Origin of the sequence: Pararhizobium sp. O133, assembly GCF_051669845.1 — a bacterium.
Classification (GTDB): Bacteria; Pseudomonadota; Alphaproteobacteria; order Rhizobiales; family Rhizobiaceae; genus Pararhizobium.
Genome location: NZ_CP196426.1, coordinates 3,924,545 through 3,950,487 on the forward strand (window position 1 = coordinate 3,924,545; position 25,943 = coordinate 3,950,487).

General features: G+C 60.5%; 30 protein-coding genes. 13 read left to right on the plus strand and 17 right to left on the minus strand.

Annotation, left to right across the window (positions count from 1 at the left end):
• Positions 1-14 precede the first annotated feature (14 nt).
• A complete protein-coding gene (locus tag ACST81_RS18990; RefSeq protein ID WP_438749850.1) occupies positions 15-563 on the minus strand; it encodes a LemA family protein in 549 nt (182 codons plus the stop codon).
• Positions 564-768: 205 nt separating this feature from the next.
• Between ACST81_RS18990 and ACST81_RS18995 the strand changes: the two genes are divergently transcribed.
• Complete coding sequence (locus tag ACST81_RS18995; protein WP_438749851.1) at positions 769-966, plus strand: hypothetical protein; 198 nt, start codon at positions 769-771, stop codon at positions 964-966.
• Positions 967-1,288: 322 nt separating this feature from the next.
• Here ACST81_RS18995 and ACST81_RS19000 read toward each other — a convergent pair whose 3' ends face one another.
• Positions 1,289-2,266: a diguanylate cyclase domain-containing protein gene (locus tag ACST81_RS19000; RefSeq protein WP_438749852.1), complete on the minus strand. Its 978-nt coding sequence runs from the start codon at positions 2,264-2,266 to the stop codon at positions 1,289-1,291.
• 353 nt (positions 2,267-2,619) lie between these two features.
• Here ACST81_RS19000 and ACST81_RS19005 point away from each other — a divergent pair, with 353 nt between their 5' ends.
• Positions 2,620-2,760 (plus strand): hypothetical protein, encoded by a 141-nt coding sequence (locus tag ACST81_RS19005; protein ID WP_438749854.1) that lies wholly within the window; start codon positions 2,620-2,622, stop codon positions 2,758-2,760.
• A 132-nt stretch (positions 2,761-2,892) separates the two neighbouring features.
• Here the strand turns inward: ACST81_RS19005 and ACST81_RS19010 are convergent, their stop codons facing one another.
• Positions 2,893-3,855, minus strand: a complete 963-nt coding sequence (locus tag ACST81_RS19010) for a glycine--tRNA ligase subunit alpha (protein ID WP_438749855.1) — start codon at positions 3,853-3,855, stop codon at positions 2,893-2,895.
• 161 nt (positions 3,856-4,016) lie between these two features.
• Here ACST81_RS19010 and ACST81_RS19015 point away from each other — a divergent pair, with 161 nt between their 5' ends.
• Both ACST81_RS19015 and ACST81_RS19020 read left to right on the plus strand, forming a co-directional pair.
• A complete protein-coding gene (locus ACST81_RS19015; protein WP_438749856.1) occupies positions 4,017-4,295 on the plus strand; it encodes a type II toxin-antitoxin system ParD family antitoxin in 279 nt (92 codons plus the stop codon).
• Positions 4,292-4,606, plus strand: a complete 315-nt coding sequence (locus ACST81_RS19020) for a type II toxin-antitoxin system RelE/ParE family toxin (RefSeq protein WP_438749858.1) — start codon at positions 4,292-4,294, stop codon at positions 4,604-4,606. Before ACST81_RS19015 ends, ACST81_RS19020 begins: the two co-directional genes overlap by 4 nt.
• A 118-nt stretch (positions 4,607-4,724) precedes the next feature.
• Here the strand turns inward: ACST81_RS19020 and ACST81_RS19025 are convergent, their stop codons facing one another.
• From ACST81_RS19025 to ACST81_RS19040, 4 genes are all read right to left on the minus strand, one after another.
• Complete coding sequence (locus ACST81_RS19025; protein WP_438749860.1) at positions 4,725-4,913, minus strand: hypothetical protein; 189 nt, start codon at positions 4,911-4,913, stop codon at positions 4,725-4,727.
• Positions 4,914-4,939: 26 nt separating this feature from the next.
• The gene (locus ACST81_RS19030; RefSeq protein ID WP_438749861.1) at positions 4,940-5,806 is read right to left on the minus strand and encodes a S49 family peptidase; all 867 of its coding nucleotides are present in this window, start codon (positions 5,804-5,806) and stop codon (positions 4,940-4,942) included.
• 83 nt (positions 5,807-5,889) lie between these two features.
• On the minus strand, positions 5,890-6,660 hold the full coding sequence (locus ACST81_RS19035; RefSeq protein ID WP_438749862.1) for a tRNA1(Val) (adenine(37)-N6)-methyltransferase: 771 nt from the start codon (positions 6,658-6,660) through the stop codon (positions 5,890-5,892).
• A gap of 451 nt (positions 6,661-7,111) precedes the next feature.
• Positions 7,112-7,336 carry a putative signal transducing protein gene (locus ACST81_RS19040; RefSeq protein WP_438749864.1) on the minus strand — a complete coding sequence of 75 codons (225 nt, stop codon included), beginning with the start codon at positions 7,334-7,336 and terminating at the stop codon, positions 7,112-7,114.
• A gap of 109 nt (positions 7,337-7,445) precedes the next feature.
• On the opposite strand from ACST81_RS19040, the gene ACST81_RS19045 reads away from it, so the two are divergent.
• The 4 genes from ACST81_RS19045 to moaB all read left to right on the plus strand — a co-directional run bounded on the left by ACST81_RS19045 (position 7,446) and on the right by moaB (position 12,044).
• Positions 7,446-8,462, plus strand: a complete 1,017-nt coding sequence (locus ACST81_RS19045; protein ID WP_438749865.1) for a polyprenyl synthetase family protein — start codon at positions 7,446-7,448, stop codon at positions 8,460-8,462.
• 269 nt (positions 8,463-8,731) lie between these two features.
• Positions 8,732-10,567, plus strand: a complete 1,836-nt coding sequence (locus tag ACST81_RS19050; RefSeq protein WP_438749867.1) for a tetratricopeptide repeat protein — start codon at positions 8,732-8,734, stop codon at positions 10,565-10,567.
• 12 nt (positions 10,568-10,579) lie between these two features.
• Positions 10,580-11,488, plus strand: a complete 909-nt coding sequence (locus ACST81_RS19055; RefSeq protein ID WP_438749869.1) for a 4-(cytidine 5'-diphospho)-2-C-methyl-D-erythritol kinase — start codon at positions 10,580-10,582, stop codon at positions 11,486-11,488.
• A 13-nt stretch (positions 11,489-11,501) separates the two neighbouring features.
• Positions 11,502-12,044: a molybdenum cofactor biosynthesis protein B gene (moaB, locus tag ACST81_RS19060; RefSeq protein ID WP_438753680.1), complete on the plus strand. Its 543-nt coding sequence runs from the start codon at positions 11,502-11,504 to the stop codon at positions 12,042-12,044.
• 355 nt (positions 12,045-12,399) lie between these two features.
• On the opposite strand, the gene ACST81_RS19065 is transcribed toward moaB, so the two are convergent.
• Complete coding sequence (locus ACST81_RS19065; protein WP_438753682.1) at positions 12,400-12,936, minus strand: glycosyl transferase; 537 nt, start codon at positions 12,934-12,936, stop codon at positions 12,400-12,402.
• 238 nt (positions 12,937-13,174) lie between these two features.
• Between ACST81_RS19065 and ACST81_RS19070 the strand changes: the two genes are divergently transcribed.
• From ACST81_RS19070 to ACST81_RS19080, 3 genes are all read left to right on the plus strand, one after another.
• Positions 13,175-14,332, plus strand: a complete 1,158-nt coding sequence (locus ACST81_RS19070) for a PA0069 family radical SAM protein (protein ID WP_438749870.1) — start codon at positions 13,175-13,177, stop codon at positions 14,330-14,332.
• Positions 14,333-14,477: 145 nt separating this feature from the next.
• Positions 14,478-15,158: a ribonuclease HII gene (locus ACST81_RS19075; protein ID WP_438749871.1), complete on the plus strand. Its 681-nt coding sequence runs from the start codon at positions 14,478-14,480 to the stop codon at positions 15,156-15,158.
• Positions 15,159-15,356: 198 nt separating this feature from the next.
• The gene (locus ACST81_RS19080) at positions 15,357-15,647 is read left to right on the plus strand and encodes a hypothetical protein (RefSeq protein ID WP_438749873.1); all 291 of its coding nucleotides are present in this window, start codon (positions 15,357-15,359) and stop codon (positions 15,645-15,647) included.
• 217 nt (positions 15,648-15,864) lie between these two features.
• On the opposite strand, the gene ACST81_RS19085 is transcribed toward ACST81_RS19080, so the two are convergent.
• The 6 genes from ACST81_RS19085 to ACST81_RS19110 all read right to left on the minus strand — a co-directional run bounded on the left by ACST81_RS19085 (position 15,865) and on the right by ACST81_RS19110 (position 20,038).
• Positions 15,865-16,350 carry a F0F1 ATP synthase subunit B gene (locus ACST81_RS19085; protein WP_438753685.1) on the minus strand — a complete coding sequence of 162 codons (486 nt, stop codon included), beginning with the start codon at positions 16,348-16,350 and terminating at the stop codon, positions 15,865-15,867.
• A gap of 16 nt (positions 16,351-16,366) precedes the next feature.
• Positions 16,367-16,975, minus strand: a complete 609-nt coding sequence (locus ACST81_RS19090) for a F0F1 ATP synthase subunit B (RefSeq protein ID WP_438749875.1) — start codon at positions 16,973-16,975, stop codon at positions 16,367-16,369.
• Positions 16,976-17,074: 99 nt separating this feature from the next.
• Positions 17,075-17,302 carry a F0F1 ATP synthase subunit C gene (locus ACST81_RS19095; RefSeq protein ID WP_037106138.1) on the minus strand — a complete coding sequence of 76 codons (228 nt, stop codon included), beginning with the start codon at positions 17,300-17,302 and terminating at the stop codon, positions 17,075-17,077.
• 76 nt (positions 17,303-17,378) lie between these two features.
• Positions 17,379-18,104: a F0F1 ATP synthase subunit A gene (locus ACST81_RS19100; RefSeq protein WP_438753686.1), complete on the minus strand. Its 726-nt coding sequence runs from the start codon at positions 18,102-18,104 to the stop codon at positions 17,379-17,381.
• A gap of 99 nt (positions 18,105-18,203) precedes the next feature.
• Complete coding sequence (locus tag ACST81_RS19105; RefSeq protein ID WP_438749877.1) at positions 18,204-18,569, minus strand: AtpZ/AtpI family protein; 366 nt, start codon at positions 18,567-18,569, stop codon at positions 18,204-18,206.
• 290 nt (positions 18,570-18,859) lie between these two features.
• A complete protein-coding gene (locus tag ACST81_RS19110; RefSeq protein WP_438749879.1) occupies positions 18,860-20,038 on the minus strand; it encodes a cell wall hydrolase in 1,179 nt (392 codons plus the stop codon).
• A gap of 393 nt (positions 20,039-20,431) precedes the next feature.
• Here ACST81_RS19110 and ACST81_RS19115 point away from each other — a divergent pair, with 393 nt between their 5' ends.
• Together ACST81_RS19115 and ACST81_RS19120 are read left to right on the plus strand one after the other, a co-directional pair.
• Positions 20,432-20,671: a ribbon-helix-helix protein, CopG family gene (locus tag ACST81_RS19115; protein ID WP_438749881.1), complete on the plus strand. Its 240-nt coding sequence runs from the start codon at positions 20,432-20,434 to the stop codon at positions 20,669-20,671.
• Entirely contained in the window at positions 20,658-21,011 is a 354-nt protein-coding gene (locus ACST81_RS19120; protein ID WP_438749882.1) for a type II toxin-antitoxin system PemK/MazF family toxin, read from the plus strand. The genes ACST81_RS19115 and ACST81_RS19120 overlap by 14 nt, the downstream gene beginning before the upstream one ends.
• A gap of 28 nt (positions 21,012-21,039) precedes the next feature.
• Here ACST81_RS19120 and ACST81_RS19125 read toward each other — a convergent pair whose 3' ends face one another.
• The 3 genes from ACST81_RS19125 to apbC form a co-directional block, all read right to left on the minus strand.
• Positions 21,040-22,941, minus strand: a complete 1,902-nt coding sequence (locus ACST81_RS19125; protein WP_438749883.1) for a potassium transporter Kup — start codon at positions 22,939-22,941, stop codon at positions 21,040-21,042.
• A 17-nt stretch (positions 22,942-22,958) separates the two neighbouring features.
• The gene (locus ACST81_RS19130; protein ID WP_438749884.1) at positions 22,959-23,933 is read right to left on the minus strand and encodes a magnesium transporter CorA family protein; all 975 of its coding nucleotides are present in this window, start codon (positions 23,931-23,933) and stop codon (positions 22,959-22,961) included.
• A 395-nt stretch (positions 23,934-24,328) separates the two neighbouring features.
• On the minus strand, positions 24,329-25,537 hold the full coding sequence (apbC, locus tag ACST81_RS19135) for an iron-sulfur cluster carrier protein ApbC (RefSeq protein WP_438749886.1): 1,209 nt from the start codon (positions 25,535-25,537) through the stop codon (positions 24,329-24,331).
• Positions 25,538-25,943 lie beyond the last annotated feature (406 nt).

Consider the following 25,943-nt stretch of genomic DNA (forward strand, 5'->3'; position numbering starts at 1 on the left):
CGTTTCGGGCTAGATCAAAACTTCACAACCGGCACGGCGCGGTCGGCCTCGTTGGTGATTTCGAAATAGGCGGCTTTGGTGAAGCCGAAGGGGCCGGCGACGAGATTGGACGGGAAACTCTCGACCTTGACGTTGAGATCGCGGGCGGCGCCGTTGTAATAGCGGCGCGACATCTGGACTTCGTCTTCGATGTCCTCCAAGGACTGTTGCAGCTCAGCGAAGTTCTGGTTGGCCTTGAGGTCCGGATAGGCCTCCGCCAGCGCGAACACCTTTCCGAGCGCCTGGCTGAGCATGCCTTCGGCCGCCGCGCGTCCCGCCACGTCTCCGGACGGCACGGCTTGGGCCCTGTTGCGCAGTTCGACGATCTCCTCCAGCGTGCCTTTCTCGTGGGCGGCATAGCCCTTCACCGTCTCGATCAGGTTCGGGATCAGGTCGGCGCGGCGCTTCAGCTGGACGTCGATGCCGGACCAGGCCTCTTCCTTCACCTGCCGCGCCTTGACCAGGCCGTTATAGACGAAGATCAGATAGAGGATCACGGCTGCGGCAATGGCCAGGGCAATCATCGGCTTTTCCTTCCGGGAACATGTGTTTTCACCAAGCTTAAGGTGCACCGCCCGCCGTTGAAAGCCAAATTCTCCGGGGCGCGATCACCGCCCCGCCTTTTCCCATCACGAGCCGTCTTTCCCTGTTCCGCGGGGAACCGCGCGAAAATGCGGTTTCATCGATAGTGGGTCCATCGAACAACGCCCAACACAAAGAACCGGCCCCATGAAAACGCTCGCAACCCTCATCAACATCATCGCCTTCACGGCCTTGTTCTTTGCCTATGCGAGCGTTGGCAATGTGGAAAAGCCGACCGGCGTTCGCCGCGCCCTGCAGACCTATGCCGGTCAGCTGCCGACAGGCACCTTTCCGACCCTGAAGCCGGTCTGGCAGGTCGGCACCGACGCCAGCGATCTGATTTGATTTTCGATTGAGAGTTGTCGGTGGCGCGTGCAACGCCACCTGATCTGGAGCCCTAGAGCATCGTTCCCTTAATACGCCCCATTCTGCTGGAAGGAATTTTGGCCAGAACCAAGGCGGCTGGCGAAAAGCGCAGCAAAAGCTGCGGTTGAGACGGCCACCGCCGGTCGTGGCCAAAATTCATCCAGCCCTTCGGGTTGGCTGAAAACGGTCGCCCACTGCGGCGGATGGCTGGACCGATGGATGTCGCATCGCTCTGCGCCATCCTTCTTGTGGATCGGCCGTTTTGAGCCAACAGAATGGATCGTATTAAGGGAACGATGCTCTAGCGCCGGGTGGCGCTTGGCCGCTGCATCGGCGTTTCATGCATTTCCATGATTTGGCCGAAGCAGACCACCGCCACGCGCTGCTCCGTCGTCTTGGCGATATACATGTATTCGTCCGCCCGCTTGATGAAGGAGGCCGGTGTATCGTCCGGACGCAGGAAGGTGACGCCGACGGCCGCTCCGGTATAGGTCACATGGCCATCGATCGGGATCGGCTTGAACACACGCTCCATCGCATCCTGCAGGTTCTGCTGGATATCACCTGCCAGTTTCAGATCGACATCGAGCAGGACGACGAACTCGTCGCCACCGACCCGGGCGATGAAATCCGTTGCACGAAAGCTTTCGCGCAGGCGGCTGGCAATAATGCGCAGGACCTCGTCGCCGGCGGCATGGCCCAACGTGTCGTTGACAGCCTTAAAGCCGTTGAGGTCGATAAAGGCCAGCGCCAGCTTTCGATCGTTCAGCATGCTGCGCGCGACGGATTCGGTGACGACCTCGTCGAAACAGGCCCGGTTCGGCAGGCCGGACAGGGCATCGGTTCGTGCCGACGCCTTCAGGGCGTTTTCGATTTCGCGCTGCTGGCGGACACGGGCCGACACGTCAACGATCACCTCGACATCGAAGGAGACACCATCGACGACCGTACGTTGTGCCGAAATCAGGGTCGGAATGATCGTGCCGTCGGCATAGGTAATATCGACTTCTTCCAACTCGTAAGAGCCCTCTTCCGCCAGTAGGCGGTGGCGGCGGTCGCGCGCCGGATTGTCGATCGCGGCGCCATCCGAGGTCAGCTTCTTGCCGCGAATATTCTCCCATTTCAGGCCGGTCAGCTTCAGATAGGCATCGTTGACCTTGGCATAGCTCGACGTCCTGGTGTCGCTCGTCGTGATCGACATCGCAATCGGCGCATGCTCGAACATGCGCATCAGCATCGAGGCCAAGACGTCTGGCGGGAGGATATCCTCGTCTTCCATGGTGCATCCTGATTATTCGCGTGCAGCCACCCTAGAGCAAAACCTTTAAGAGGTTGCTGAGGTGAAATCGTGATCTGCGGCTCGTTATTGCGCGCAGATCGTGTGAGATATGCGAGAAACAATAGAAGGGTTGTTGTTTTCACGCAGCATAAGCCAACGTTGCGTTTCCACGCCTAGTTATAACTCGGGATTGCAGCAATCCATGTCAGGCGTATCCTTGGGTCATGTTTTCCGCGTAGCTCGGACATTTTGATTCCGTGCATTCCGGCCATGAAGGCTACTCCGAAACCTTACGGCGCGACGCAGGGCAAAAGCGACCCGCCAAACCATCGGTGAAGTGCGAAACTTGAAACATGACCATCATCTCCATGATCACTCTCTCGGCACTGGTTCTCGTCTGCATGAGCCACATGGCAGCAACCCGCGCGCAGAAACAGGCACAGAAGCAGCCGATTCTCGTTCCGGTACGGGTCCGCTATCCGGGGCGTCGCTGATACCCCTGGAAACCGCGCGCACCGCTTCGGTTACCGCTGATCCAGCCCGGCCCCTTTGGGCCGGATATCCGCCCAGGCGCGGCCGCGCCTGGTGCTAGATACATAAGGCGCCTCATCCTTGAACAAGGCGGCTCATGCCGCCTGGTTGGCCAGATTGATCCCACCGGCATCCGTCAGCAGGAACGCCTCGCCGCAGGCCTTGGCAAGCGTGCGGACGCGCAGGATATAGCTCTGCCGTTCCGTCACCGAGATCACACCGCGCGCGTCGAGCAAATTGAACACGTGGCTGGCCTTGATGCACTGGTCATAGGCCGGAAAGACGCATTTATGCAGGGTCGCGTTGGCGCCGGCATCGGGCGCACCGGCGGCCAGAAGCGCCACGCATTCCTTTTCCGCATCGATGAAATGCTGCTGCAGCATCGCCGTGTTGGCGTATTCGAAATTGTGGCGTGAATATTCCTGCTCGGCCTGCAGGAAGACGTCGCCGTAGGTGATCTTCTCGTCGCCTTCGCGGCCGTTGAAGTTCAGGTCGTAGACATTATCGACACCCTGCACGTACATGGCAAGGCGTTCGAGACCATAGGTCAGTTCACCGGAGACGGGCGAGCACTCGATGCCGCAGACCTGCTGGAAATAGGTGAACTGCGACACTTCCATGCCGTCGCACCAGCATTCCCAGCCGAGACCCCAGGCGCCGAGCGTCGGGCTTTCCCAGTCGTCCTCGACAAAGCGGATATCGTGCAGCAGAGGATCGAGGCCGATCGCCTCGAGCGAACCGAGATAGAGTTCCTGCAGGTTCGACGGATTGGGCTTCAGGATGACCTGATACTGGTAATAGTGCTGCAGGCGGTTCGGGTTCTCGCCGTAGCGCCCGTCCGTCGGACGGCGCGACGGCTGGACATAGGCGGCCCGCCAGGGCTTCGGACCGAGTGCCCTCAACGTCGTCGCCGGATGGAACGTACCGGCGCCGACTTCCATGTCATAGGGCTGCAGAACCGCGCACCCCTTGTCCGCCCAATAGGCGTGGAGCGTCAGGATCAGCGCCTGGAAGGAACGCTTCGGGTTCATATGGTCCGGGAGAGCGGCGGTCGTCATGGCATCAGTCCAGGTTGAAATCGGCTGGCTGTCTGGTGCCATGATGGACGAAGGGGGTCAAGGGGCGTGCCGAACCTGCGGAGCATAAGTGGTCCATCACTGCCGCGTTGCCGACAATTCCCCCATTATGGTAAGCTCGCATGGAAACAAGGGATCCATGCATGACCGTCAAGATCGACATCGAACTGGATGATACCCACCGCGCATTCGCAGAGAAGATGGTGGCGGATGGCCGCTATCCCTCCGTCTCCAGTGTCATTCAGGCCGGTATCGAACAGATGATGGAGAACGATGCTCCGGCCGACCCCCTGGCCGGCATGGCGAACGAAATCCGGCGACGAATGGAACTGCCGAAGGACCAGTGGATTCCACTCGAAGGCGATACGCTGTTCAGCGACATTCGAGCCCTTATCCGTGCCAAGAAAGCAGAACGGCAGTGAGCTATAGGGTCACCCGCCACCCTCTCGTCCGAGACGATCTTTCCAAGATAACCATTTTTATCGGTGAATATGCCGGGTACGATGTCGCCGAGGAGAAGATCGACGCGATTGAAACAACTTTGCTTTCACTCCGTGATTTCCCGCATGTGGGCACAATCAGAAATGAAATCCATCCGGGGCTTCGCGTCATCCCAACGGCGGGTAAGGCAGTTGTCTGCTTTACGGTGACGGACGACCGGCAGGAAGTCTATGTCGTCTGCGTCACCTATGGCGGGGCGGATTGGCAACGTCGCGTAAAGGAACGCCAGTAGCGTCTTTATCTCTTGCGTTGGCGTCGGCGCGATCGAATTTCCAATCAGCCGAAGCTTCAGCTGAAACTCTTGGATTCGTTCCAAGGCCGCTTCCTTAGCTGCAACACGACCATTTCCATCACTCCGGCTTCTTCAGCCGATATTCCCCCGTCACCGGATCCTTGACCAGCGTCCCTTGAGTGCCCGTTTCCTGCTGGCGGCGGGCCTCCTGCTGGCGGCGGGTGAGTTTTTCGGCGTCGGCCACGAATTTGCGGTAGCCGAACCAGGCGACGGCCGCGAACAACAGCAGTAGGATCAATTGCGGCATGTGCGTCCCCCCCTCTTCCGCTGATATCAAAGGCCGAAGCGGCCCCATAATGCTCTTTCCTCGGCCACATCGGCAAGGCCGGAGACGGCGGAAGCGGCAAAACGTTCGGCCATGCCGTTGGCGATCGATGCGCCGGGCTGGCGTCGACCGAACAGACCGCGCGATGCCGAGACAAGCTGCAACTGCGTCTTGTCACCGAAACGCTTCTTCAATTCGCCGCGCATGTCGCCGAGGCTATCGATCAGCCCGAGTTCCTGGCTGCGCTTGCCCGTCCAGAACAGGCCGGAGAAGATGTCCGGCGTATCGGCCAGCAGATGGCCGCGCCGCGCCTTGACCATGCCGATGAAGACCTCGTGGATTTCCAGCTGCAGGCCTTTGAGGAATTCGATGTCCCGTTCCTTTTCCGGCTGGAAGGGATCGAGCATGACCTTGTTGGAGCCGGCTGTATAGACGCGGCGTTCGACGCCGATCTTTTTCAACAGTTCCGGAAAGCCGAAACCGCCGGAAACCACACCGATGGAGCCGACGATCGAGGTCGGATCGGCGATGATCTCGTCGCCCGCCAACGCGATCATGTAGCCGCCGGAGGCCGCGACATCCTCGACGAAGATGATGACGCGCTTCTTCTTTTCCTCGGCAAGGTCACGAATGCGCTGGTAGATTGCCCGTGACTGGACGGGCGAGCCGCCAGGGGAATTGACAGAGATGGCCACGGCCGGCGCGCCCTTCATCGAGAACGCCTTTTCCAGCACCGGGGAGATCGTCGCAAGGTTCAGCGCCGGACGAAATTGGCTGCCGCCCGCCATGATCGCACCGTGCAGCCGCACGACCGGGATCGTCACGCCCTCCTTGCGAAAACGCTTCGGCAACAACTTCCTCAACAACCCGGCCATCGATACTCCCTGACATAAGTCTTCAATCATGCGTGTTGGCATGTATGCATTGGTGCGCCAAACGCAATGGCACCCCTCAAAAATCATCGCCTGCGGGCATAGGCGGCACGACCATTGTTCAGATCGTCGACGAAGGGCGAGAACTTGTGGGTGCTCTCTTCATGCATGATCAGCGGCGCTCGAAGCGTCAGCCGCGCGCGGCTCTGCTTGATGGCGGTGACGAGGATGCGGACGGCGTTTTCGCCAGCGCGCGGGTGCAGCGCGGTGATTTCGATGCCACCGAAACGCCGGCCGCAAGCGGCGATGATATCGGCGATCGATTCCGGCCGGGCGATCAGCGACACCTGCCCTCCCGGCTTCATGATCGCGCCCGCCGTGCGGATCCAGATGTCGAACAGACCATCGGTCATCGCATGCGCCTCGGCTTTCAGCGTATCCGGCGTCTTGCGGTCGCTTGCATCATTGAAAGGCGGGTTCATGATGACGTGATCGAAGACATCGCCTTGCAGACCGGCCGCCACCCGCGCTCGTCCGGCCAGCGTCACGTCGGCCTCCAGCACGGAGACACGGGCGGCGAACCGGCTGTTTTCCGCAAGCGCCAGGCTTCGTCTCGCAAACTCCGCCATCAGCGGCGAGCGCTCGACGAGCAGTACCTCAGCCGTCTCAAGCCGCGAAGCGACCGCCATCCCGGCAGCACCGGCACCGGCTCCGAGGTCAGCGACACGGCAAGGCTTTTCGGAGGTGACGAGCGACGCCAGCAGCATGGCGTCCATGCCGGACCGGTGCCCCTGCCCCAGCGGCTGGACGACATGGAATTGACCGCGGTGGAAGCTGTCGATGGTTTCGGTGGTCATGCGGCGGCTCCGAATCCTGGGCCGGCATACCCCCCTCTGTTCCGGAGCCTGCCCTCGGGCTTGCCAAAGGCAAGACCCGGGGGTGACATCTCTCCCTCAAGGGGGAAGATCACCGCGAAGGGCAGTGCGCCCCTAACCAGTTGCGCTCTGAGTGTTCGACCAATCTCCCCCCTTGAGGGCAGGGTAATCGCATATGGATTGCGAGGGGCGTGCGAATCTCCCTCTTCTCCCCAGCGGGGAGAAGTGCCGAGCGGATGCGAGGCGATGGCGAAGCCGGAGCCAGACAGAGGTGGCCTTCGCCCCCCCTCATCCGGCGCTACGCGCCACCTTCTCCCCGCTGGGGAGAAGAGGGGGAGCAAGCCGAAGCTCATATGCAATAGCCCTGCCCTTGAGGGGGAGATGTCACGCAGTGACAGAGGGGGCAAGCCTGCCAAAAACGATGCATGAGCCGTCAAGCCTCCCGCAATTCCGCCCCAAGCCCCGCGTCGATCAGGATCTGCCGCGCTTCGTCGGCCTCGTCCTCATCGACCAGGAAGCGGCGTGGCAGGAGGCCGAGCGAGCCTTCCAGAATGCTCATGCCCTGATCGGCGATCAGGTAGATAATGCCGGCCTCCTTCATCAGGCTTTCCGCGAAAGAGAGCACGACGACATCGTTGGTGCGGATCAATTCCTTCATTCCGGTTCGTTTTCCTGCCTTATTTAAGGGGCCGGGACAATTCGCCTCTTGCCGCCACTAGCCCCCCTTTCTATTGTCCAAACTGGAATTTGAACAGGAGTGCCTTCAGTTGGGCGTAGTGATACCGCTGGAAGACAGCAAAAACAAACAGGCATCCGTGAAGCCGCTCGTCGACCTGACCAAGGCGGACATGGAGCGCGTCAACCAGCTTATTCTTTCCAAGGCCGGGTCCGACGTCCAGATGATCCCGGAAGTCGCCAACCACCTGATCTCGTCCGGTGGCAAGCGACTGCGGCCGATGCTGACGCTGGCTTCCGCCTCGATGTTCGGCTTTACCGGTGATGCCCATGTCAAGCTCGCGACCTCCGTCGAATTCATGCACACGGCCACGCTCCTCCATGACGACGTGGTCGACGAGAGCGACCTGCGGCGCGGAAAATCGACGGCGCGGATGATATGGGGCAACCAGGCCAGCGTTCTCGTCGGCGATTTCCTGCTCGGCCAGGCCTTCCGCATGATGGTCGAAGTCGGCTCGCTCGATGCGCTCGACGTGCTCTCGACGGCGGCTTCCGTCATTGCCGAAGGCGAAGTGCTGCAGTTGTCCGTCGCCAAGAACATGGAGACGACGGAAGATGATTATCTTTCCGTCATTCGTGCCAAGACGGCCGCCCTGTTCGCCGCCGCCGCCGAAGTCGGCCCGATCGTCGCAAAGACCGACAAGGCCAGCCGAAACGCGCTGAAATCCTACGGCATGAACCTCGGCCTCGCCTTCCAGTTGGTCGACGACGTGTTGGATTACGGTGGCAAGGCCGCCGATCTCGGCAAGAATGTCGGCGACGATTTCCGCGAAGGCAAGATCACGCTTCCTGTCATTCTCTCCTATCGCCGCGGCACGGCCGACGAGCGCAGCTTCTGGCGCGAAGCCATCGAGGGCGGTGAAAGCAACGACCAGAACCTCGAAAAGGCGCTTGGCCTCATCACCCGCTATGGTGGCCTGGCCGACACGATCGCACGCGCCCAGCACTACGGCACCATCGCGCGTGATGCTCTTGCTCCCCTGCCGCAATCTCCCTGGAAATCGGCCCTTCTGGAAGTCATCGATTTCTGCATTGAGCGGGTGAGCTGATCGCGCGATCGGAGAGCTTTGCACGCCGAAGAGGAAATTCTTGCCGCACTGCGCCAAAAAAGCCATTCTGTTCATCAATGCTTGGCGCATGTCGGTTTTTCGGTTGCGTGATTCACATCACGAAAACGTTTGCCGGCATGTCGAATTGCGTTTTGTCCCGTGCTCAAACCGATTCCGGTTTCTCGGGTAATGCGTTATTGATCTGGGACTGATTCCGCGCGAATCCGGCGATGGCGCCAATCGGCGCTGCCCGTAACGAAAGGCTTGTCATGCGGCAAAAACACCTTCTTCGCCTGCTCAGCGGCGCAGCATTCCTGGCCTTGGCGTCCCTGACCGGCGCGTCCCAGAGCTTTGCCGAGGAAAAGGCCGCCGTAGAAGAAAGCAAGCCCTTCGACGTCAACTCGGTGAACAGCTTCTCCGGCGCGTTTCTGGCTGCCCGCACGGCCGATGTCGACAAGGATCTCGATACCGCGACCCGGCTCTACCGCACGGCGCTGGAGTTCGAGCCTGACAATAACGATGTCAAGCAGCGGCTGATGATCACCCTTCTGATGAATGGTCAGTTCGAGGATGGCGTGAAGATCGCCGAGGAGCTGAAATCGGACGGTTCCGTCGAGCGCATCACCACGATCGCCCGCGCCGTCGAGGCGATCCGCAAGAAGGAATACCGCCGCGCCGAAAAGATTCTGAATTATGAAGGCCCGAACGACCTCGACAGGCTGATGAACGGCCTGCTGCTGGGCTGGGCGAAGGCCGGCGAGGGCAAGCCGAAGGAAGCAATATCAGCGATCGATGCCATGGAAGGCCCGGAATGGTTCAAGATCTTCAAGTCCTATCATGGCGGCGCCATCGCGCTTGCCGCCGGTGACAAGTCCACGGCGCGCTCGAAGCTGAACGACGCCGTTCTCGACCGGGAAGGCGGTGCGGCCGCTCCTGATACGTTCATGCGTGCGGTCGTGGCACTGGCAAAGCTCGAAGCCCGCGACGGCAACAAGCAGAAGGCGCTCGATGCCGTCTCCGTCGGCGAAAACTTCATCAGCAACTATGCGCCGCTCGGTGCGCTCCGCAAGAGCATCGAAGACGGCAAGCCGCAGGAACAACAGGTTCGCAGCGCCGCACAGGGCGCGGCCGCCGTACTGTTTTCGATCGGTGCAGCCCTTAACCGCGACGGCGCGGAAGACATCGTCTCGCTTTACCTGCAAACGGCTCGCGCGGTCGATCCCGACAGCGCCGACATTCTCGTCATGCTGGGCGGCATTGCCGAAAACCTGAAGAAGCCGGAACGCGCGATCGAACTCTACAAGAGCGTGCCGGAAAACTCGCCGATGCGGCGGTTGTCCGAAATGCAGCTGGGCCTAAGCCTTGCCTCGATCGGCAAGACGGAAGAAGCCAAGCAACATCTGAAGGCGCTGATCGATCTCGATCCGAAGGATATGCGCAGCTATATCGCCTATGGCAGCGTGCTGTCCGATGCCAAGGACTACAAGGAAATGGGACTGCTCTACGACCGTGCGGTCGAAGAGATCGGCCCGGTTCCGCAGCGCAGCCACTGGACGATCTTCTTCCAGCGCGCCATCGCCTATGAGCGCCAGAAGATCTGGGACAAGGCCGAGCCGAGCTTCAAGAAGGCGCTCGAGCTCAACCCGGACCAGCCACAGGTCCTGAACTATCTCGGCTATTCCTGGGTCGACATGAACATCAACCTGGAAGAAGGCCTGACGATGATCCGCAAGGCCGTCGATCTGAAGCCGGATGACGGCTACATCGTCGATTCGCTCGGCTGGGCCTATTTCCGGATGAACCGTTTCGACGACGCCGTGGTCGAGCTTGAGCGTGCCGCCGAACTGATGGCGGGTGACGCGACGATCAATGACCATCTGGGCGATGCCTACTGGCGTGTCGGGCGCAAGCTGGAAGCTGTGTTCCAGTGGAACCAGACGCTGGCCCTGAAGCCGGAAGAGGCGGAAATTCCGAAGATCAAGGCGAAGATCGAAAACGGCCTGCCGCCGGTCACAGCCAAGGTTCCGGCCGCCGCCGATGCGACGGATGGCGGCCAGCCGAAGAAGGTAACGCCGGACGCGACCACGCCCGGCAAGAAATCCTGATCCCGGTTTAAGATGACGAATGAAGCAGGGATCCGGGGCTTCGCGCTCACGCGGGTGGCGCCAGCGAAGATCAACCTCGCCCTGCATGTCGTCGGTCTGCGGGCGGATGGCTACCATCTTCTCGACAGTCTCGTGACCTTTGCCGATGCGGGCGACCGCATCGGCTTTTCCGTTTCCGGCCGCGACCGCTTCACGATCTCCGGTCGCTTTGCTACCGATCTGCCGGTGGCGGAGAGCGCTACCGCCGATACCAATCTGGTGCTGAAGGCCCGCGATCTCCTGCGGGCGCATCTGGCCGAAACCGGAATCCCGACCGGACCGGTCCATCTTCATCTCGAAAAGAACCTTCCCGTCTCTTCCGGCATCGGCGGCGGCTCCGCCGATGCGGCCGCAGCGCTTCTCGGCTTGATGGATCTGTGGGAGGCGCCGGTTGCCGCCGATAGTCTCCTCGACATCGCGCTGAAACTCGGCGCCGACGTGCCGATGTGCCTGAAGGGCAAACCGCTGGTCGCGCGCGGCATTGGCGAGGACATCGAGCTTCTGCCGGCCTTCCCGTCCTTTCCGATGCTGATCGTCAATCCGCTGAAGGCGGTTTCGACGCCGGTGATCTTCCGCATGCTGACGAGCAAGACCAATCCCGCGCTGGTGATGCCGAAGGCCGGGACTGAACGGGACGGGTGGATGTTTGCCCTGAACGGCATGCGCAACGACCTGGAACCGCCGGCACGCGTGCTGGAGCCGGCCATATCAGCCGTTTCCGATGCACTTGGCGGTGCAGACGCTGCCTTCGTGCGGATGTCAGGGTCCGGCGCCAGTTGTTTCGGACTTTTTGCCACAGTGGCGGAGCGGGATGCGGCCGCCGACATGCTTTCACGGCAAAACCCCGACTGGTACGTTCTGGCCTGCAACAGCATCGGTTGAAAGGAAACACATGATGGCCGAAACTAATCAGGCAAGACGCTTCATCCCCGTTGGCATCGCCGTCCTGACCGTCTCCGATACCCGCACGCTGGCGGACGACCGCTCCGGCGATACGCTGGTGGCGCGGATCGAGGAGGCTGGTCACCGGCTTGCGGCACGCGCCATCGTACCCGACGACAGGCAAATGATCGCCGCGCAGGTGAAGGCCTGGACGCTGGACAAGGCGATCGACGTAGTGATCACCACCGGCGGCACAGGCTTTACCGGACGGGACGTGACGCCGGAAGCGCTGGAGCCGCTGTTCGAAAAGCGCATGGACGGTTTTTCCGAAGTGTTCCACCGCATCTCCTACGACAAGATCGGCACATCGACGATCCAGTCGCGGGCAACCGGCGGCGTTGCCAATGCCACCTTCATCTTCGTGCTGCCCGGTTCGCCCGGCGCCTGCCGCGACGCTTGGGACGGCATCCTGAAGCAGCAACTCGACTACCGGCACATGCCCTGCAATTTCATCGAGATCATGCCGAGGCTCGATGAGCACCTGAAGCGCGGCTGATCGTCTCCGGTAGCAACGGCTTGTTTTCCCTGTTCCATTCGAAACAGCGCGCATCCCCATGCCCGGCTAAAACTGTCCTCACGATAGAAACGACGAGGAGAGCGGGCATGGTGCGCATACGCATCGACGCAAACCTGGATGGCAACGGTTCGGCCGAGGTTCAGATCGGTATCAGTTACGCAGCACGAATGCGGCGGGCTCGATTCTCCAGGCGCCGCCACGGGAAGCGATACGACGCGCCGGCCGCGGCCGGAGCGGAAAGCCCTTTTTCAGACCAGCTATTTCAGTCAAGCAGGGCGGACCCCAAAAAGGGTTCGCCCCTTTTCTCGTCGCTTGCAAGGCGGGCTCAGTCCGCTCAGACCCCGTCCGCGCCGAGACGATTGCCGATCGCGACCCAGGCTGGCACCAGTTCGCTGCCCAGTCGGCGCACCGCCCGCCCGGTGGCAAAATCGCTGAGCGGCATGCCCGATTTCGCGATCGCCGCTGCCTGCTGCCGCGACAGGAGGAAGCCGAGCTCCAGCGGCGGCGTGCGGGTCACGATCCGCCGGAGGAACGGTCGGCGATGCAGCCTGGACGGCGAAAACCGCGCCGGCGTCCTGCCGAGCGTCATATATTCGGCAATATCGTCGATCCAGCGACCGGCCGGCCGCGCGCCCGGCTCCAGCAGAAGCAGCCAGTTGCCACGCGCCGAGCGGACGATCTCCTTCATGTCCCAACTGGTGCAGAACCGCGCACCGGCGGCATCGGCGACCCGGCTGGAGCCGTCGCGCGAGGCATGATCGAGGATGATCACGTCGCTCACCAGCCCTTCAACGGCACCTGCGACCAGCGCGGACAGGGTCTGCGCCAGCTCGGCTTCGTTGTTGCGGGTTTCCATGATGATCGTCAGCATCGCCGTCAATACCGCATCGCACACAGAATTTCCACAGAGCCTTCGTTTCGGGGGAATTTACTTTTCATTCATGATGAATGCGCGCGCAAGCGAACGGTCTTCCTGCCGTTGCCCGATCCTTCCACGCTCCTGCGAATAACCACATCCGCGATTTTGTTCTTGCATTGTTCTCGTTTTCGCGATAGGAAAATAATCAGAAAATTTGGAATGCCGGTATCGGCGTTTCCCGGAGAATCCCATGAACGAGCTGTCTCACATCAGGCAGGGTGCCTTGGCGCCTGCCCATACGGCAGATATGGCCGAAGCGATGATCGCCGGTTCGGGACTTCGCATCGAGGTCGATCGCCGTCGCGGACGCGGTGCGGCCCTCAACACATCCGGCCGGTTCGAGCCGGTCTCGCGCACGCTGGAGGATGACGGCTGGAACTCGATCGAGGACCTGCCGGAATTCAAGACCGACGTACAGATCGAAAAACCGCGCTCGATCATCAGCCGCAACGATTCGCCCGACATCCCCTTCGATCGCTCGGTCAATCCGTACCGGGGATGCGAGCATGGCTGCATCTATTGTTTCGCCCGGCCGACCCACGCCTATATGGGCCTGTCGCCGGGGCTTGATTTCGAGGCGAAGCTGTTCGCCAAGCCGGATGCCGCCAAGCTTTTGGAGCGCGAACTGGCAAAGCCGGGCTACAAGGTCCGCCCGATCGCCATCGGCACCAATACGGACCCCTATCAGCCGATCGAGAAGGAATGGCGGATCATGCGCCAGGTCCTCGAGGTGCTGAAGGCGGCCGATCACCCGGTGATGATCGTCACAAAGTCGGCCATGGTCATACGCGACATCGATATCCTGGCGCCGATGGCGGAGAAGGGGCTGGCCAAGGTCGGGCTGTCGGTGACGACGCTCGATCGCAAGCTGGCCCGACTGATGGAGCCGCGCGCCTCGACGCCCTCGAAGCGGCTGGAGGCAATCAAGGCCCTGTCGGACGCGGGCATTCCCTCCACCGTGATGATGGCGCCGATCATTCCGGCCCTCAACGACCACGAGATCGAACGGGTGCTGGATTCCGGCAAGGCGGCCGGGGCGGCATACGCAAGTTATGTCCTGCTGCGCCTGCCGCTGGAGGTAAGCCCGCTGTTTCGCGACTGGCTGCTCCGCAACTATCCGGATCGCTACCGCCACGTCATGTCGCTCGTTCGCTCGATGCGCGGTGGCAAGGATTACGATGCCGAATTCGGCAAGCGCATGAAGGGCGCCGGTCCCTATGCCTGGCAGATCGGCCGGCGCTTCGAGATGGCCGCCAAGCGGCTGGAACTGAACGTCACCCGCAAGCCACTGAATTGCGACTTGTTCGTACCGCCGCTCGGGACCGGCGTGCAGCTGTCGCTGCTTTGAAATTGACCATTATCTCCGGAACACCCGCGCCGGAGATGAGCATGCCGATGTTGTTTCTTGCCCCGAGGCACATCGGCCCTCCTCCGGCAGCCGCCTCACGCCGGAGGACTTGCAGGGAATCGGGCTTGTGTGCAAGGTCCGCCGCATGACCAGACGCACGCCGCCCGATTCCCCCTTTCTTTTCGAGACAATCGACGGTCCGGATTTCAGTTTCGAGCTGGCGGGTCGCCGGGATGGTCTCTGGCCGGTCGCGGGAACGGACGAAGCCGGACGCGGGCCTTTGGCCGGCCCGGTGGTCGCCGCCGCCGTCATTCTGGATCCCGACAATATCCCCGAAGGCCTAAACGACAGCAAGCAATTGTCCATCACACGGCGCGAGGAACTATTCGACATTATCCTGTCCTGCGCAACCGTCTCGATCGCCTCCTCCGGCGCCGGCCGCATCGATGGAACGGATATTCGCAAGGCCAGCCTCGACGCCATGCGTCGCGCCGTGCTGGGTCTCTCCAGCCGTCCCGCGCTGGTTCTGGCCGATGGCCGCGACGTGCCGTCGGGGCTTCCCTGCCAGGGCAAGGCGGTGATCAAGGGTGATGCCCGCTCGGTCTCGATCGCCGCCGCCTCGATCGTCGCCAAGGTGGCGCGTGACCGGATGATGACGCGGGCCGATCTCGTCTTCCCCGCCTATGGCTTTGCCATGCATGCCGGTTACGCCACCCGCCGCCACCGCACCGCCATCGACGATCACGGCCCCTGCCCGCTCCACCGGATGAGCTTTCGCCCGCTTCGTCAGGACGGCACTGACCCCATCGAAGACGACCTCTCTTGACCCTTTGGAACAACCAGGCCGCTCGGACATTGTTCTTGGATGTGCGGTCATCGGCAGCGAAGACACAGCTGCATTTTTTCTTGTATCGATGGTACCCGCGGTAACAAACGGCAAAGCGGACGGGATATAGGTTCAAACGAACTGTTTAGCCCGCGATTCTATGAAAGGATCGAACACTTGCTCTTTGGTCTGATTTTGATGGCTGCCACAGCAGCGGCGGACGTTTCCGCAGCAGAGCAACCGACGGTCGATGCAATGCAGGCAGACCTACAGACGGCCTATTCCTGCAAGGAGATCGACGGCCGCAAGGTCTGGAAGGGCGGACTTGCCTATTATATCCAGTCCTTTGTCTATGACGGACAGGAAGTGGCCGACGAGACCGACATGGCGACCGACGCCGTTCTTCCCGGAGACAATAGCCCGGAAACCATGCGCGAATTCGAACAGGCCTGCCTGACGATGGCGCCGTCCGCGCAAGCCGGCAATTGATCCAGCGGCAATTTCTTCCGTGTTATAACTGACGGTGGTAGCGCGTAATTTCGGCATCGGTCCTCTTCTCTCCAACGGAGAGAAGAGGACGTTCGTTGCGGGTCTCCCCATTCTACATCAGACTTCACTGCAAAATTTTTTCTCGGCAAACATCTCTCAAAACACAAAAAAAGGCCGGCGCGAGCCAGCCTTTTTTAAATTGCAGTGAACCAAGCAATCAGTTCAAACGGGTCTTCACGTCGCTGATTGCCTTGGAAAACAGGGCCGACTGTGTTGCTTCATCGGACTTTGCCGTGATGACGCTTTCGGCGGCAGCAATCGCGATGTCGACAGCGACGGCGCGAACCGAGTTGATGGCGTCGGCTTCGGCCTGCTTGATCTTCTGTTCCGAAAGCGCCGTGCGGCGAGCGACGAATTCGTCGGTCTTCTGCTTGGCTTCGGCGGTCAGCGCCTCGGCTTCGCGCTCGGCTGCGGCAACGATGTTGGCAGCTTCCGCTTCGGCTTCCTTGCGCTTCTTCTGGTATTCGGCCAGCAGGCTCTGGGCTTCGGCGCGCAGGCGCTTGGCTTCGGCCAGTTCGTTGGTGATGCGGTCGGCGCGCTCGTCGAGCGACTTGGCCAGCATAGCCGGAACCTTGAGGTAAACGATCAGGGCGAGGAAGAGCACCAAGCCAACGGTAGCCCAGAATGTGGCCAGTGAGGTCATATCCATGATGCGCTCCTTACTTCGTCGATGCCTTGACCGCGGATGCGATCTCGGCCTTCGATGCCTTGCCACCGATCAGCTGCTCGACGACGGCGGTTGCCGTTGCCTCGGCGATCGAGCCGACATCAGCCAGCGCCTTCGCCTTGATATCGGCAATGCGGGCTTCAGCGGCGGAAATCTTGTCGTTCAGGCTGGTCTCGACCGCGGTGCGGTCGCTCGCAGCCTTGGTCTTTGCGGCTTCGCGCGCAGCGGATGCGATCGCATTGCCCTTGGCCTTTGCAGCGGCCAGTTCCTGTTCGTAAGCCGCGATGGCTGCATCAGCCTCGGCCTTGGAGCGGGCGGCGTCATCGAGATCGCGCGCGATCGTATCGGTGCGCGTTTCGAGAATGCTGCCGATGCGCGGCATGACGACCTTCGACATCAGAAGGTAGAAAAGACCGAAGCTGATCGCCAGCCAGAGAAGCTGCGATGCGAATGTCGAAGAATCGAAGGGCGGGAACACGCCAGAGCCATGTCCGCCTTCATGGGCTACACCGGTTTCGGTGTGGACCTCGCCGGCAGCGGCGTCGTGGGTCTCTGCGCCTTCGGTGGTGGTCGACTGGGCATATGCCGAAGTCACGAACATGCTCACCTCCAGGTGCATTCAAAGTAGTCTGGCAAAAGTAGTCTGTCAGAAAAGATGCGGGCCGCGGTTGTTGCCGCGACCCTTGCCTTCAAGCCGAACTTAGACGGCGAAAAGGAGCAGCAGCGCTACGAGCAGCGAGAAGATGCCGAGAGCTTCCGTAACGGCGAAGCCGAATACGAGACGGCCGAACTGGCTGTCTGCTGCCGACGGGTTGCGCAGGGCGCCCGAGAGGTAGCTGCCGAAAATGTTGCCGAGGCCGAGAGCCGTGCCGGCCATGCCGAGGCAAGCGAGACCTGCGCCGATGTACTTTGCTGCTTCCGCGTCCATGATTTTCTCCTTCGAAATGGTTGTTGCGGCTAACTTTGGCACTTTCCTGAAGAGGAAAGCCCCACGACTTTATTCCTTAGTGGCCACCCGGATGCACTGCGTCGTTGAGGTACATGCAAGTCAGCACCGCAAAGACATAGGCCTGGAGGAAGGCGACAAGGAATTCGAGACCCGTGAGGGCCACGGTCATGATGAGCGGCAGGACCGCCCCTCCTATACCCAACGCGCCCATGGTTCCGAGCGAGGCGACGAAGCCTGCGAACACTTTCAGCGTGATGTGACCGGCCAGCATGTTCGCGAAAAGACGAACCGAAAGGCTGATCGGACGGGACAGGAAGGAAATGATTTCGATGGAAACCACGAGTGGCAAGAGGATGCCGGGTACGCCAGAGGGCACGAACACGTTGAGGAAGCCAAGGCCGTGCTTATAAAAACCGTAAACCAGAACCGTGCCGATCACGAACAGCGCGAGCGCGAAGGTCACGATGATCTGGCTGGTAATGGTGAAGAAGTAGGGAACCATGCCGAGCATGTTTGCCGTCAGGATGAACATGAACAGCGAGAACACCATCGGGAAGAATTTCATGCCGTGCGAGCCGGCGCCTTCGCGCAGCATGGAGGCGATGAATTCATAGGAAAGCTCGGAGACGGACTGCATGCGGCCTGGAACCAGGCTGCGCTTCGACGTCGTGAAATAAAGGAAAGCCGTTGCGACGGCAAGCGTCGCCACCATGAACAGCGAGGCATTGGTGAACGAAAAATTGATGCCACCGATATGGATCGGAATGATCTCGTTGATCATAAACTGGTGGGTCGGATCTACCTTGTCGCCTGCCACAGCCGCTCTCTCTCGTTCTGGCCCGCCTTGCGGCAGGTATTGTCACCCTGCGACGACTGCCTGTCAGGCATCATCACTCTTGTTCTTGATGCCCTTGCCCGGCTGATCCGCGGGATGAGGCGCTGCCACCATGCCCGCCGAACGCAGCACGTTCAGCACACCGGCACAAAATCCAAGGAGGAGAAGGATTATCATCCCCCACGGCCCTGTACCCGCAAAATGGTCCAAAAGATAGCCCAGAAGCGCACCGACAATGATGGCCGCCACAAATTCGCTCGAAAGCTTGACGGCGACCTGATAGCCCTTGCGATTTTCGGCAGCGCGCGCTTCGTCCGCAGCGTACTTCGGATCTTCCCTGCGCTTTTCAGACAGTTCCGAACCGAGGCGTTCCAGCCGGTCTTCCAGACCTTCCTTCGGATTTTCCGTCACGTGGCATCCTTCCCTTTGTCCCCCCAGGGTCATAAACCATGAGCCTGGTCACACAAAGGCCGGATTTGAGACCAGCGTTCGGCCCGTTTTGAAGTCGGCCGCAACATAGTTTTAGGTTCTGGTATAGTCAAGGCACCAAGCACGCTTGTTACCCTACAATATTATTGATAAAAACAATAACTTGTGGTGATTTTAGATGCGTCTGCCGAGAATCGGCGGGAATCACCCGCGATAGGGCCGTGGTGACCGGCCGGGCAGGAAGGGCCGGCTGGTAGATGTCAGGCGGATTCTCAGCTCCAGCCGCCGCCATAGGTGCGGTAGAATATGTGCTTGCCGATCTTGGATACCCGCTTCATCGTCGGACCCCAGTCGGGCTTCACGTAATTGGCGTGATAATGCGTGGCCGAACCGACTTCCGGGAACCAGATCTTTCCGGCCGTCACGGCCAGGGCGATCTCATGGGCCGTCTGCCATGCGGAGCGCGACCAGACGATATCGGGAATGCGATCACAGGCGAACGAAAACTGGCAGCGGTTGTACCAGCCCTTGTTCTGGTAAACGACGCCGCAGATTGTGCCCGGATAGGCCGGGTTGCGCACCCGGTTGAGGATGACCTGCGCAACGGCCGCCTGCCCCTTCATCGATTCGCCGCGCGATTCGAAATAGATGCCGGAGGTCAGGCATTTCTGCTCTGCCTCGGAAAAGACGTCGGCCGGCAGTGGATTGGCCGCCCAGGCATGATCTTCCGGTGAGATATCGGGAATGAACCGGCCGCCGGTCTTGTCTTCGCGAAGGATCGAATCGAATGGCGACTGGCGCGCATAATCCGGCTCCGCCGGGGCATAGGCGGTCGCCAGGATATCGGCGGACTGGTTGGTCACCAGGCTTGCCAGCATCGGCGACATTCCGGCGTCGCTCGTCGGCGCCTTCTTCTTGTAGAAGGCCGTGGCGATCTCGATTTCCTTGCCCCTGATCTCCGGCTTCGAGAAGGCCATGCGCTCCCCACTGTCAAACACCGGGGTCATCAGCGAGCTGGTGCGCTGCAGGATCGAACCGGCGGTGAAGTCCTTGGGCGGCGTCACCGGCGAAACGGCGATGATGCGACCCTTCTTGTCGCGGCGATTGACGCGCTCCTCGTCGGTGCGCGGGTCTGTCTGCTTGTTGTCGGCCATCAGCGAAACCGTCTCGCCGTCCGGCAGCCTGATCCCCGCCCCGTCGCCGATCGCGCCGGTGGTGATCGGGTCATTGAACACCACATCCACATCATGCAACGATCCCGCCGGCGAGCGGGTCATGACCATGCGCCAGCGCTCGCCGCCACGGTTGATACCGGACAGGAAGGTCGCCAGATCGGAATGGGCGGAAACGGAGGGAAAGCCGACGAAGAGACCGATGCCGAGCACCAGCGGAGCAGTCCAGCGCGCGGGCGACAAACGGGACTTGCGATGGAACTGCTTACTGTTACGCACCAACCGTACTCCACGCATTAGAGCGCCGCGCGTTCATCAAAACGCGCAAAGGACGCTCTACTTGTTGAATCCAGAGCATCTTTTTCGGTTCAAGTGATTCCACTTGAACCGGGATGCTCTAGCAGACGCAGGTTCTCACCCGGCAAACCGGTGCCGACATGCATTCCCCCGCGGAAGTGAATCAAGAAAACGGACACTGCGCCATAAGGCGCCTAAGCCGCTTCAACCATGCGATGACAATGAAGCATTAACCTTGATGGTTGGTTAATGCAGGCATCGGGGAATTAGGGATCGGAACAGGCACACAGCTTCAGAAGTGCTCGAAACGTCACGATCTTGCGGAGAACGAATATGGATGTAATATCTTTTGTATGACAAACGGGATGACACCTGATGGCAAGCCTGATGAGTTTGCGTGTCGATGATGCGCTGAAGGAGCAGTTCCTCGAAGCTGCAAATCTTAACCAGCAGTCTCAAAGCGAGGCGATGCGCGAGGCATTGAAGGTCTACGTTCAGAATACGCGAGACCAGAAGATGCGCGAGGCGGCGGCGCGGATCAGAGCGAACGTGGAACACGAAGCCGAAATCATGGAATGGCTCGCAGAGTATCGTGTGATGCGTGACGACAATTAAACGCGGCGCCGTTTATGTCAGCGCGGAACGCGGAAGCTACACAAATAAGCCAAGGCCCGTTGTCGTCATTCAAAATACGAATATTCAGCTGGACAGCGTTATCGTCGTTCCGCTGACCACCTTCGATTCAGACGGATATCCCATTCGAGTGGAAATAGCGCCCACACGCGAAAACGGGCTACAGAAACGATCATTTGCCATGTGCGACAAGATCGCCGCCGTACCACGAAAAAATCTCGGCAGTCAGGTAGGTACGCTCACCGTCGATCAATTAACCGGGATCACCAGCGTGCTCGGGTACCTTTTGGGAGATGAACGCGCAGTCGATAAAACGGATTGACACCCGGGCTTGTCCGGCATCTCCCTGCTCAGATGATCACATGCGATCCAAGTTCCACCACCCGGTTCGTCGGCAGGCGGAAATAGTCGGACGGGTCGATCGCGGCGTTGGCGAGCGCGATGAACAGCCTGTCCTGCCAGTGCGGCATGCCCGATTGCGCGTCCGGCACCAGCTTGCGCCGCCCGAGATAGAACGACGTCGACATGATGTCGAACTTCAGGCCGGTCTTGCGGAACAGGCCGAGCGCCTGCGAGACGTTCTGGGTTTCCATATAGCCGAAGCGCATTTCCAAGAGACTGAAGCGTTCCGAAAGGCTGCTGGCGCTGACGCGCTGGTCCTTGGGCACGATCGGCGTGTTGACCGTGCGGATCGTCAGGATGAAATTCTGCGCATGCAGCACGTGATTGTGCTTGATGTTGTGAAGGAGTGCTGCCGGTGTCGATTCCGGATCACTGGTGAGGAAGATCGCGGTTCCCGGCACGGAGGCCGGGGCGTGTTCGCTCTTGCGCTCGATCGATTTCACGAACGATGCCAGCGGAATATCGGTGTGTCGGGTCTTGTCGTGCAGGATTTTTGTGCCGCGCTTCCACGTCCACATGATCACGATGATGGTCGCGGCGATCAGCACCGGCACGTAGCCGCCGTCATGGATTTTCAGCATGTTGGCGCCGAAGAAGATCATTTCGAGGAAAAGCAGCGGCAGGAGGACAAGGACGGCAAAGGATACCGGCCATTTCCACCGGAGTCGCACGAACTCGTAAGCCAGAAACGTATCGACCACCATCGCGCCGGTGACGGAAATACCATAGGCGGTCGCAAGCGATTCCGACGATTCGAATACGAAGACCAGCACCATGACGCCGAACATCAGCAACAGGTTGACATTGGGCAGGTAGATCTGCCCGGTCTGGGTTTCAGATGTGTGGAAGATCGCCATGCGCGGCAGGAAGCCGAGATGGATCGCCTGGCGCGTCAGCGAGAAGGCGCCGGTGATGACCGCCTGCGCGGCGATGATCGTGGCACAGGTGGCGAGAATGACGACCGGCAGCAGCGCCCATTCCGGGAACATCAGGTAGAACGGGTCGGACATGGCTTCCGGATGCTTGAGCACCAGGGCGCCCTGCCCCAGATAGTTCAAGGCCAGCGCCGGAAACACGAAACCCATCCACGCCCATTGAATGGGTTTGCGGCCGAAATGTCCGAGATCGGCGTACAGCGCCTCCGCGCCGGTCACCGTCAGGAACACCGCGCCGAGCACGACGATGCCGACATAGCCGGCATGGATGAGAAAGTTGACGGCATAATAGGGGTTGAAGGCCGCCAGAATGCCGAAGTCGTCGCTGATATGGCTGATGCCGGCAACCGCGAGGACGAGGAACCAGATCACCATGATCGGCCCGAAGAACTTCGACACGGCCGCCGTGCCGCGCGACTGGACGGCAAACAGCAGGAGCAGGATGACGACGGAAATCGGCACGACATAGGGCGACAGCGTCGGCGTCACCAGTTTCAGGCCCTCGACCGCCGAGAGAACCGACAAAGCCGGCGCAATGATCGCATCGCCGATGAACAGCGCGGCACCGGCAATGCCCAAAAAGAACAGCCGGTTGGCGCGCTTGCTGGAATATTTCATCAGAAGCGCCAGCAGCGACAACGTTCCGCCCTCGCCATCATTGTCGGCGCGCAGCAGGAACAGTACGTATTTCAGGGTCACGATGATCGTCAGCGTCCAGATCATCAGCGAAATCAGGCCAATGATCTCGAAACGCGTCACGCCATCTTCCGCGACCGGGCGCAGGGCTTCACGGAAAGCATAGAGCGGGCTCGTTCCGATATCGCCGTAGACGACGCCGATAGAGCCAAGCGACAGGGCGAGAAGTTTTCGCATCTGCTGATCGCGCGTTCCGGGTGTAGCTGCCGAATGGGACATCTGCGTATTTCCGGCTTTTAAAGCCAGCCTTTCCAGCGAAAGAAATAGAACGGGATGATCGCGGAAACCACCATGGCGAGGAGCGCCAGCGGGTAACCGAGCGTCCATTGCAATTCCGGCATGTGGACAAAATTCATGCCATAGAGCGAGGCGACCAGGGTCGGCGGCAGGAAAACAACGGACGCGATCGAGAAAATCTTGATGATGGCGCTCTGCTCGACGCCAATCAGGCCGAGCGAGGCATCAAGGAGGAAGGTGATGTTGCCGGAAATGAACGCGGCATGTTCCGACAGCGACTGGATATCGCGCGAAATCGTCCGGCACAGTTCCCTTGCGTCCCGGTTCTCCTGGATGGTCGGCACCGTGTAGAGGAATGTCATGACACGGGAGAGCGACGCCAGGCTGTCACGGGTCTTTGCCACCAGACGATGGTGCGACGCCACGTCGAGCAACTTCGCTTCGAGATAATGCGGCGGCCGGCGCTTGCCGGAACGGTCGCCGAAGACCTGCAGCGAAAGCGTATCGATCTTTGCGACGGCAATTTCGAGGATTTCGGCCGTGCGGTCGATGATCGTCTCGAAGAGACGGGTAACGAGAACCGTCCCCGTCGCGCAGCCACCGGGGATGCGATGCATGGCGGCCGTAAACAGATCGAACGCCTTGGGCTCATCGTAGCGCACGGTGATCAGCAGGCCCTTCGTCAGTACGAAGGCGACATCGGTCAGTTCCGGATGGCCGCTTTCCGCCTTGCAGACAAGCGATGCGGTCATGAACACCGCATCCTTTGCGGTGTAGAGCCGGCTTGAGGGCTCGATGTCCTTCATGTCCTCGCGCGTCGGCACCTCGATGCCGAGAAAGCTCTCAACCAGCACGTCCTCGGCTTTGTCCGGGCGCAAGAGATCGACCCAGACGACGTCGGAAGGCATGGAGGCAGGCGGCTTCTCCGCGCTGATGACGACGGATTCGCCATTGGCCCGATAGGCAGTGATCATTCTGCTGTCTTCTTCCGGGTGTCATTCACGTGAGCACCATCGATCGATGCGCCGCCGCAGGAACAGGCGGGGGCGAGATCAAGGCCACATCCAGGCGAAAAAGACCGGTCGTGTGAATTCAAAGCTGCGCGAAGCAGGTCCATATGGAAACTCTCGTCGTTTACGACAAAACCTCAAACAGTCATCACGGTCATGCGGAGCCCGACGGAGGGCAGCGCCGCTGGTACATCCTTGCGGATGCGGGGAGGCATATGGAACAAGGCAAACCCAAAATCAATGCAGAAAGTGGCTATACGCCACGATGTCGCCCGAAGACTTAACGGCGCTGCATCGCAAAATGTCAACAGTCTTACCGCATCGGACGCGTTTTCCGAAGCGGACGAACCGCCGTTCTTTTACTCGAAAACGATGTTCGGCACCGCCCTCGACATATCGCCCTGGCTCGCCGTTACCTGGCTCCATACCTTGGCGGCAATGTCGCGGTAAACGCGGGTGACTTCGCTGTCGGGCTCCGAAACGACGACCGGGGTTCCGGCATCGGACGTTTCGCGGATACCCATCGTCAGTGGAACCTCCCCAAGGAAGGGCACACCGATGCGCTCGGCTTCCTTGCGTGCGCCGCCATGGCCAAAGATGTCGTAGCGATTGCCCGTGTCCGGCGCGATGAAATAACTCATGTTCTCGATGATGCCGAGCACCGGCACCTCGACCTTGCGGAACATTGCCAGGCCCTTGCGCGCATCGATCAGTGCCAGGTCCTGCGGCGTCGAGACGATGACGGCACCGGCAAGCGGTACCTGCTGCGCCATGGTCAGTTGCACATCGCCCGTGCCCGGCGGCATGTCGACCACGAGCACATCGAGATCACCCCAGGCAACCTCGCGCAGCATCTGCAGGAGCGCCGACTGGATCATTGGCCCGCGCCAGATCATTGCCACTTCCTCATCGACGAGGAAGCCCATCGACATGACCTTGATACCGTAATTTTCCATCGGCCGGATCATCCGGCCCTCGATCTGCTGCGGCCGGCCGGACATTTTCAGGAGGCGGGGCATGGAGGGGCCGTAGATATCGGCATCGAGAATGCCTACACGCAGGCCGTTGGCCTTCAGCGCCAGCGCCAGGTTGGCCGATGTCGTCGACTTGCCGACACCGCCCTTGCCGGACGCGACCGCGATGATGGCGCCGACGCCGGGAATGCCGGATTTGCCGGGAGCGGCCGGGCGCTGCTGCGTCGGTGCCGGCGCGTGGCTGTGTCCCGCATGGGAATGTCCGGCGTGGGAATGGCCCGTATGCGATTGGCCGGCTGGGGAAGCGGCGGGCCGCTGGACCGGTGCCGTGGACGAAACGCCCTTCTTGTCGGCCGTCAGTGCCACCATGGCGCCCTTGACGCCTGGGATTTCCTTGACCACCCGCTCGGCGGCGGCGCGCAACGGATCAAGCTCGCGGGCGCGCTCGGCGGGAACGGTGATCGAGAAATAGACTTTCGAATCGGAGATGAAGACATCGGAGACGAGGCCCATATCGACGATGTTTCCCTCCATGTCCGGGCCGCGAACGCCCTTGAGCTTGGTGAGAACCTGTTCCTTGGTAACCTCGGTCATGTCATTCACTCCTGCCGCCAGCGCGGCTGGTTTGCTTTGCTGTCTGTTTTCGATGCGCGATGTGCTGGAAGTTAGATAATGGAGCCGGCGGGTTTCGCCAATGCGACCAAATGGAAAAACAGCCGCTCACAAGCAAAGACCGCCTCCAGCCTTCGGGTGTCCGTCCATCCGGGATCACCTTGAGCTGAAAGCGGCCTTGTCTCTCGCAACCTTCTTGGGCGCAGTCTTATTACAGTCCCCTCTGGACCTGCTTTCAACAAAGCAGAAAGCGTGCCAGTTCGGAAATCACCCTCAAAAGCAGGCAATCGGGACTGGCGATGCCGCAATGCAACATCAAGCACGCTCACTTATTGTGCAGATGCGCAGTCATGTCTTTCCGGTTGCCGGATTTTGAAACAGGCGCTGC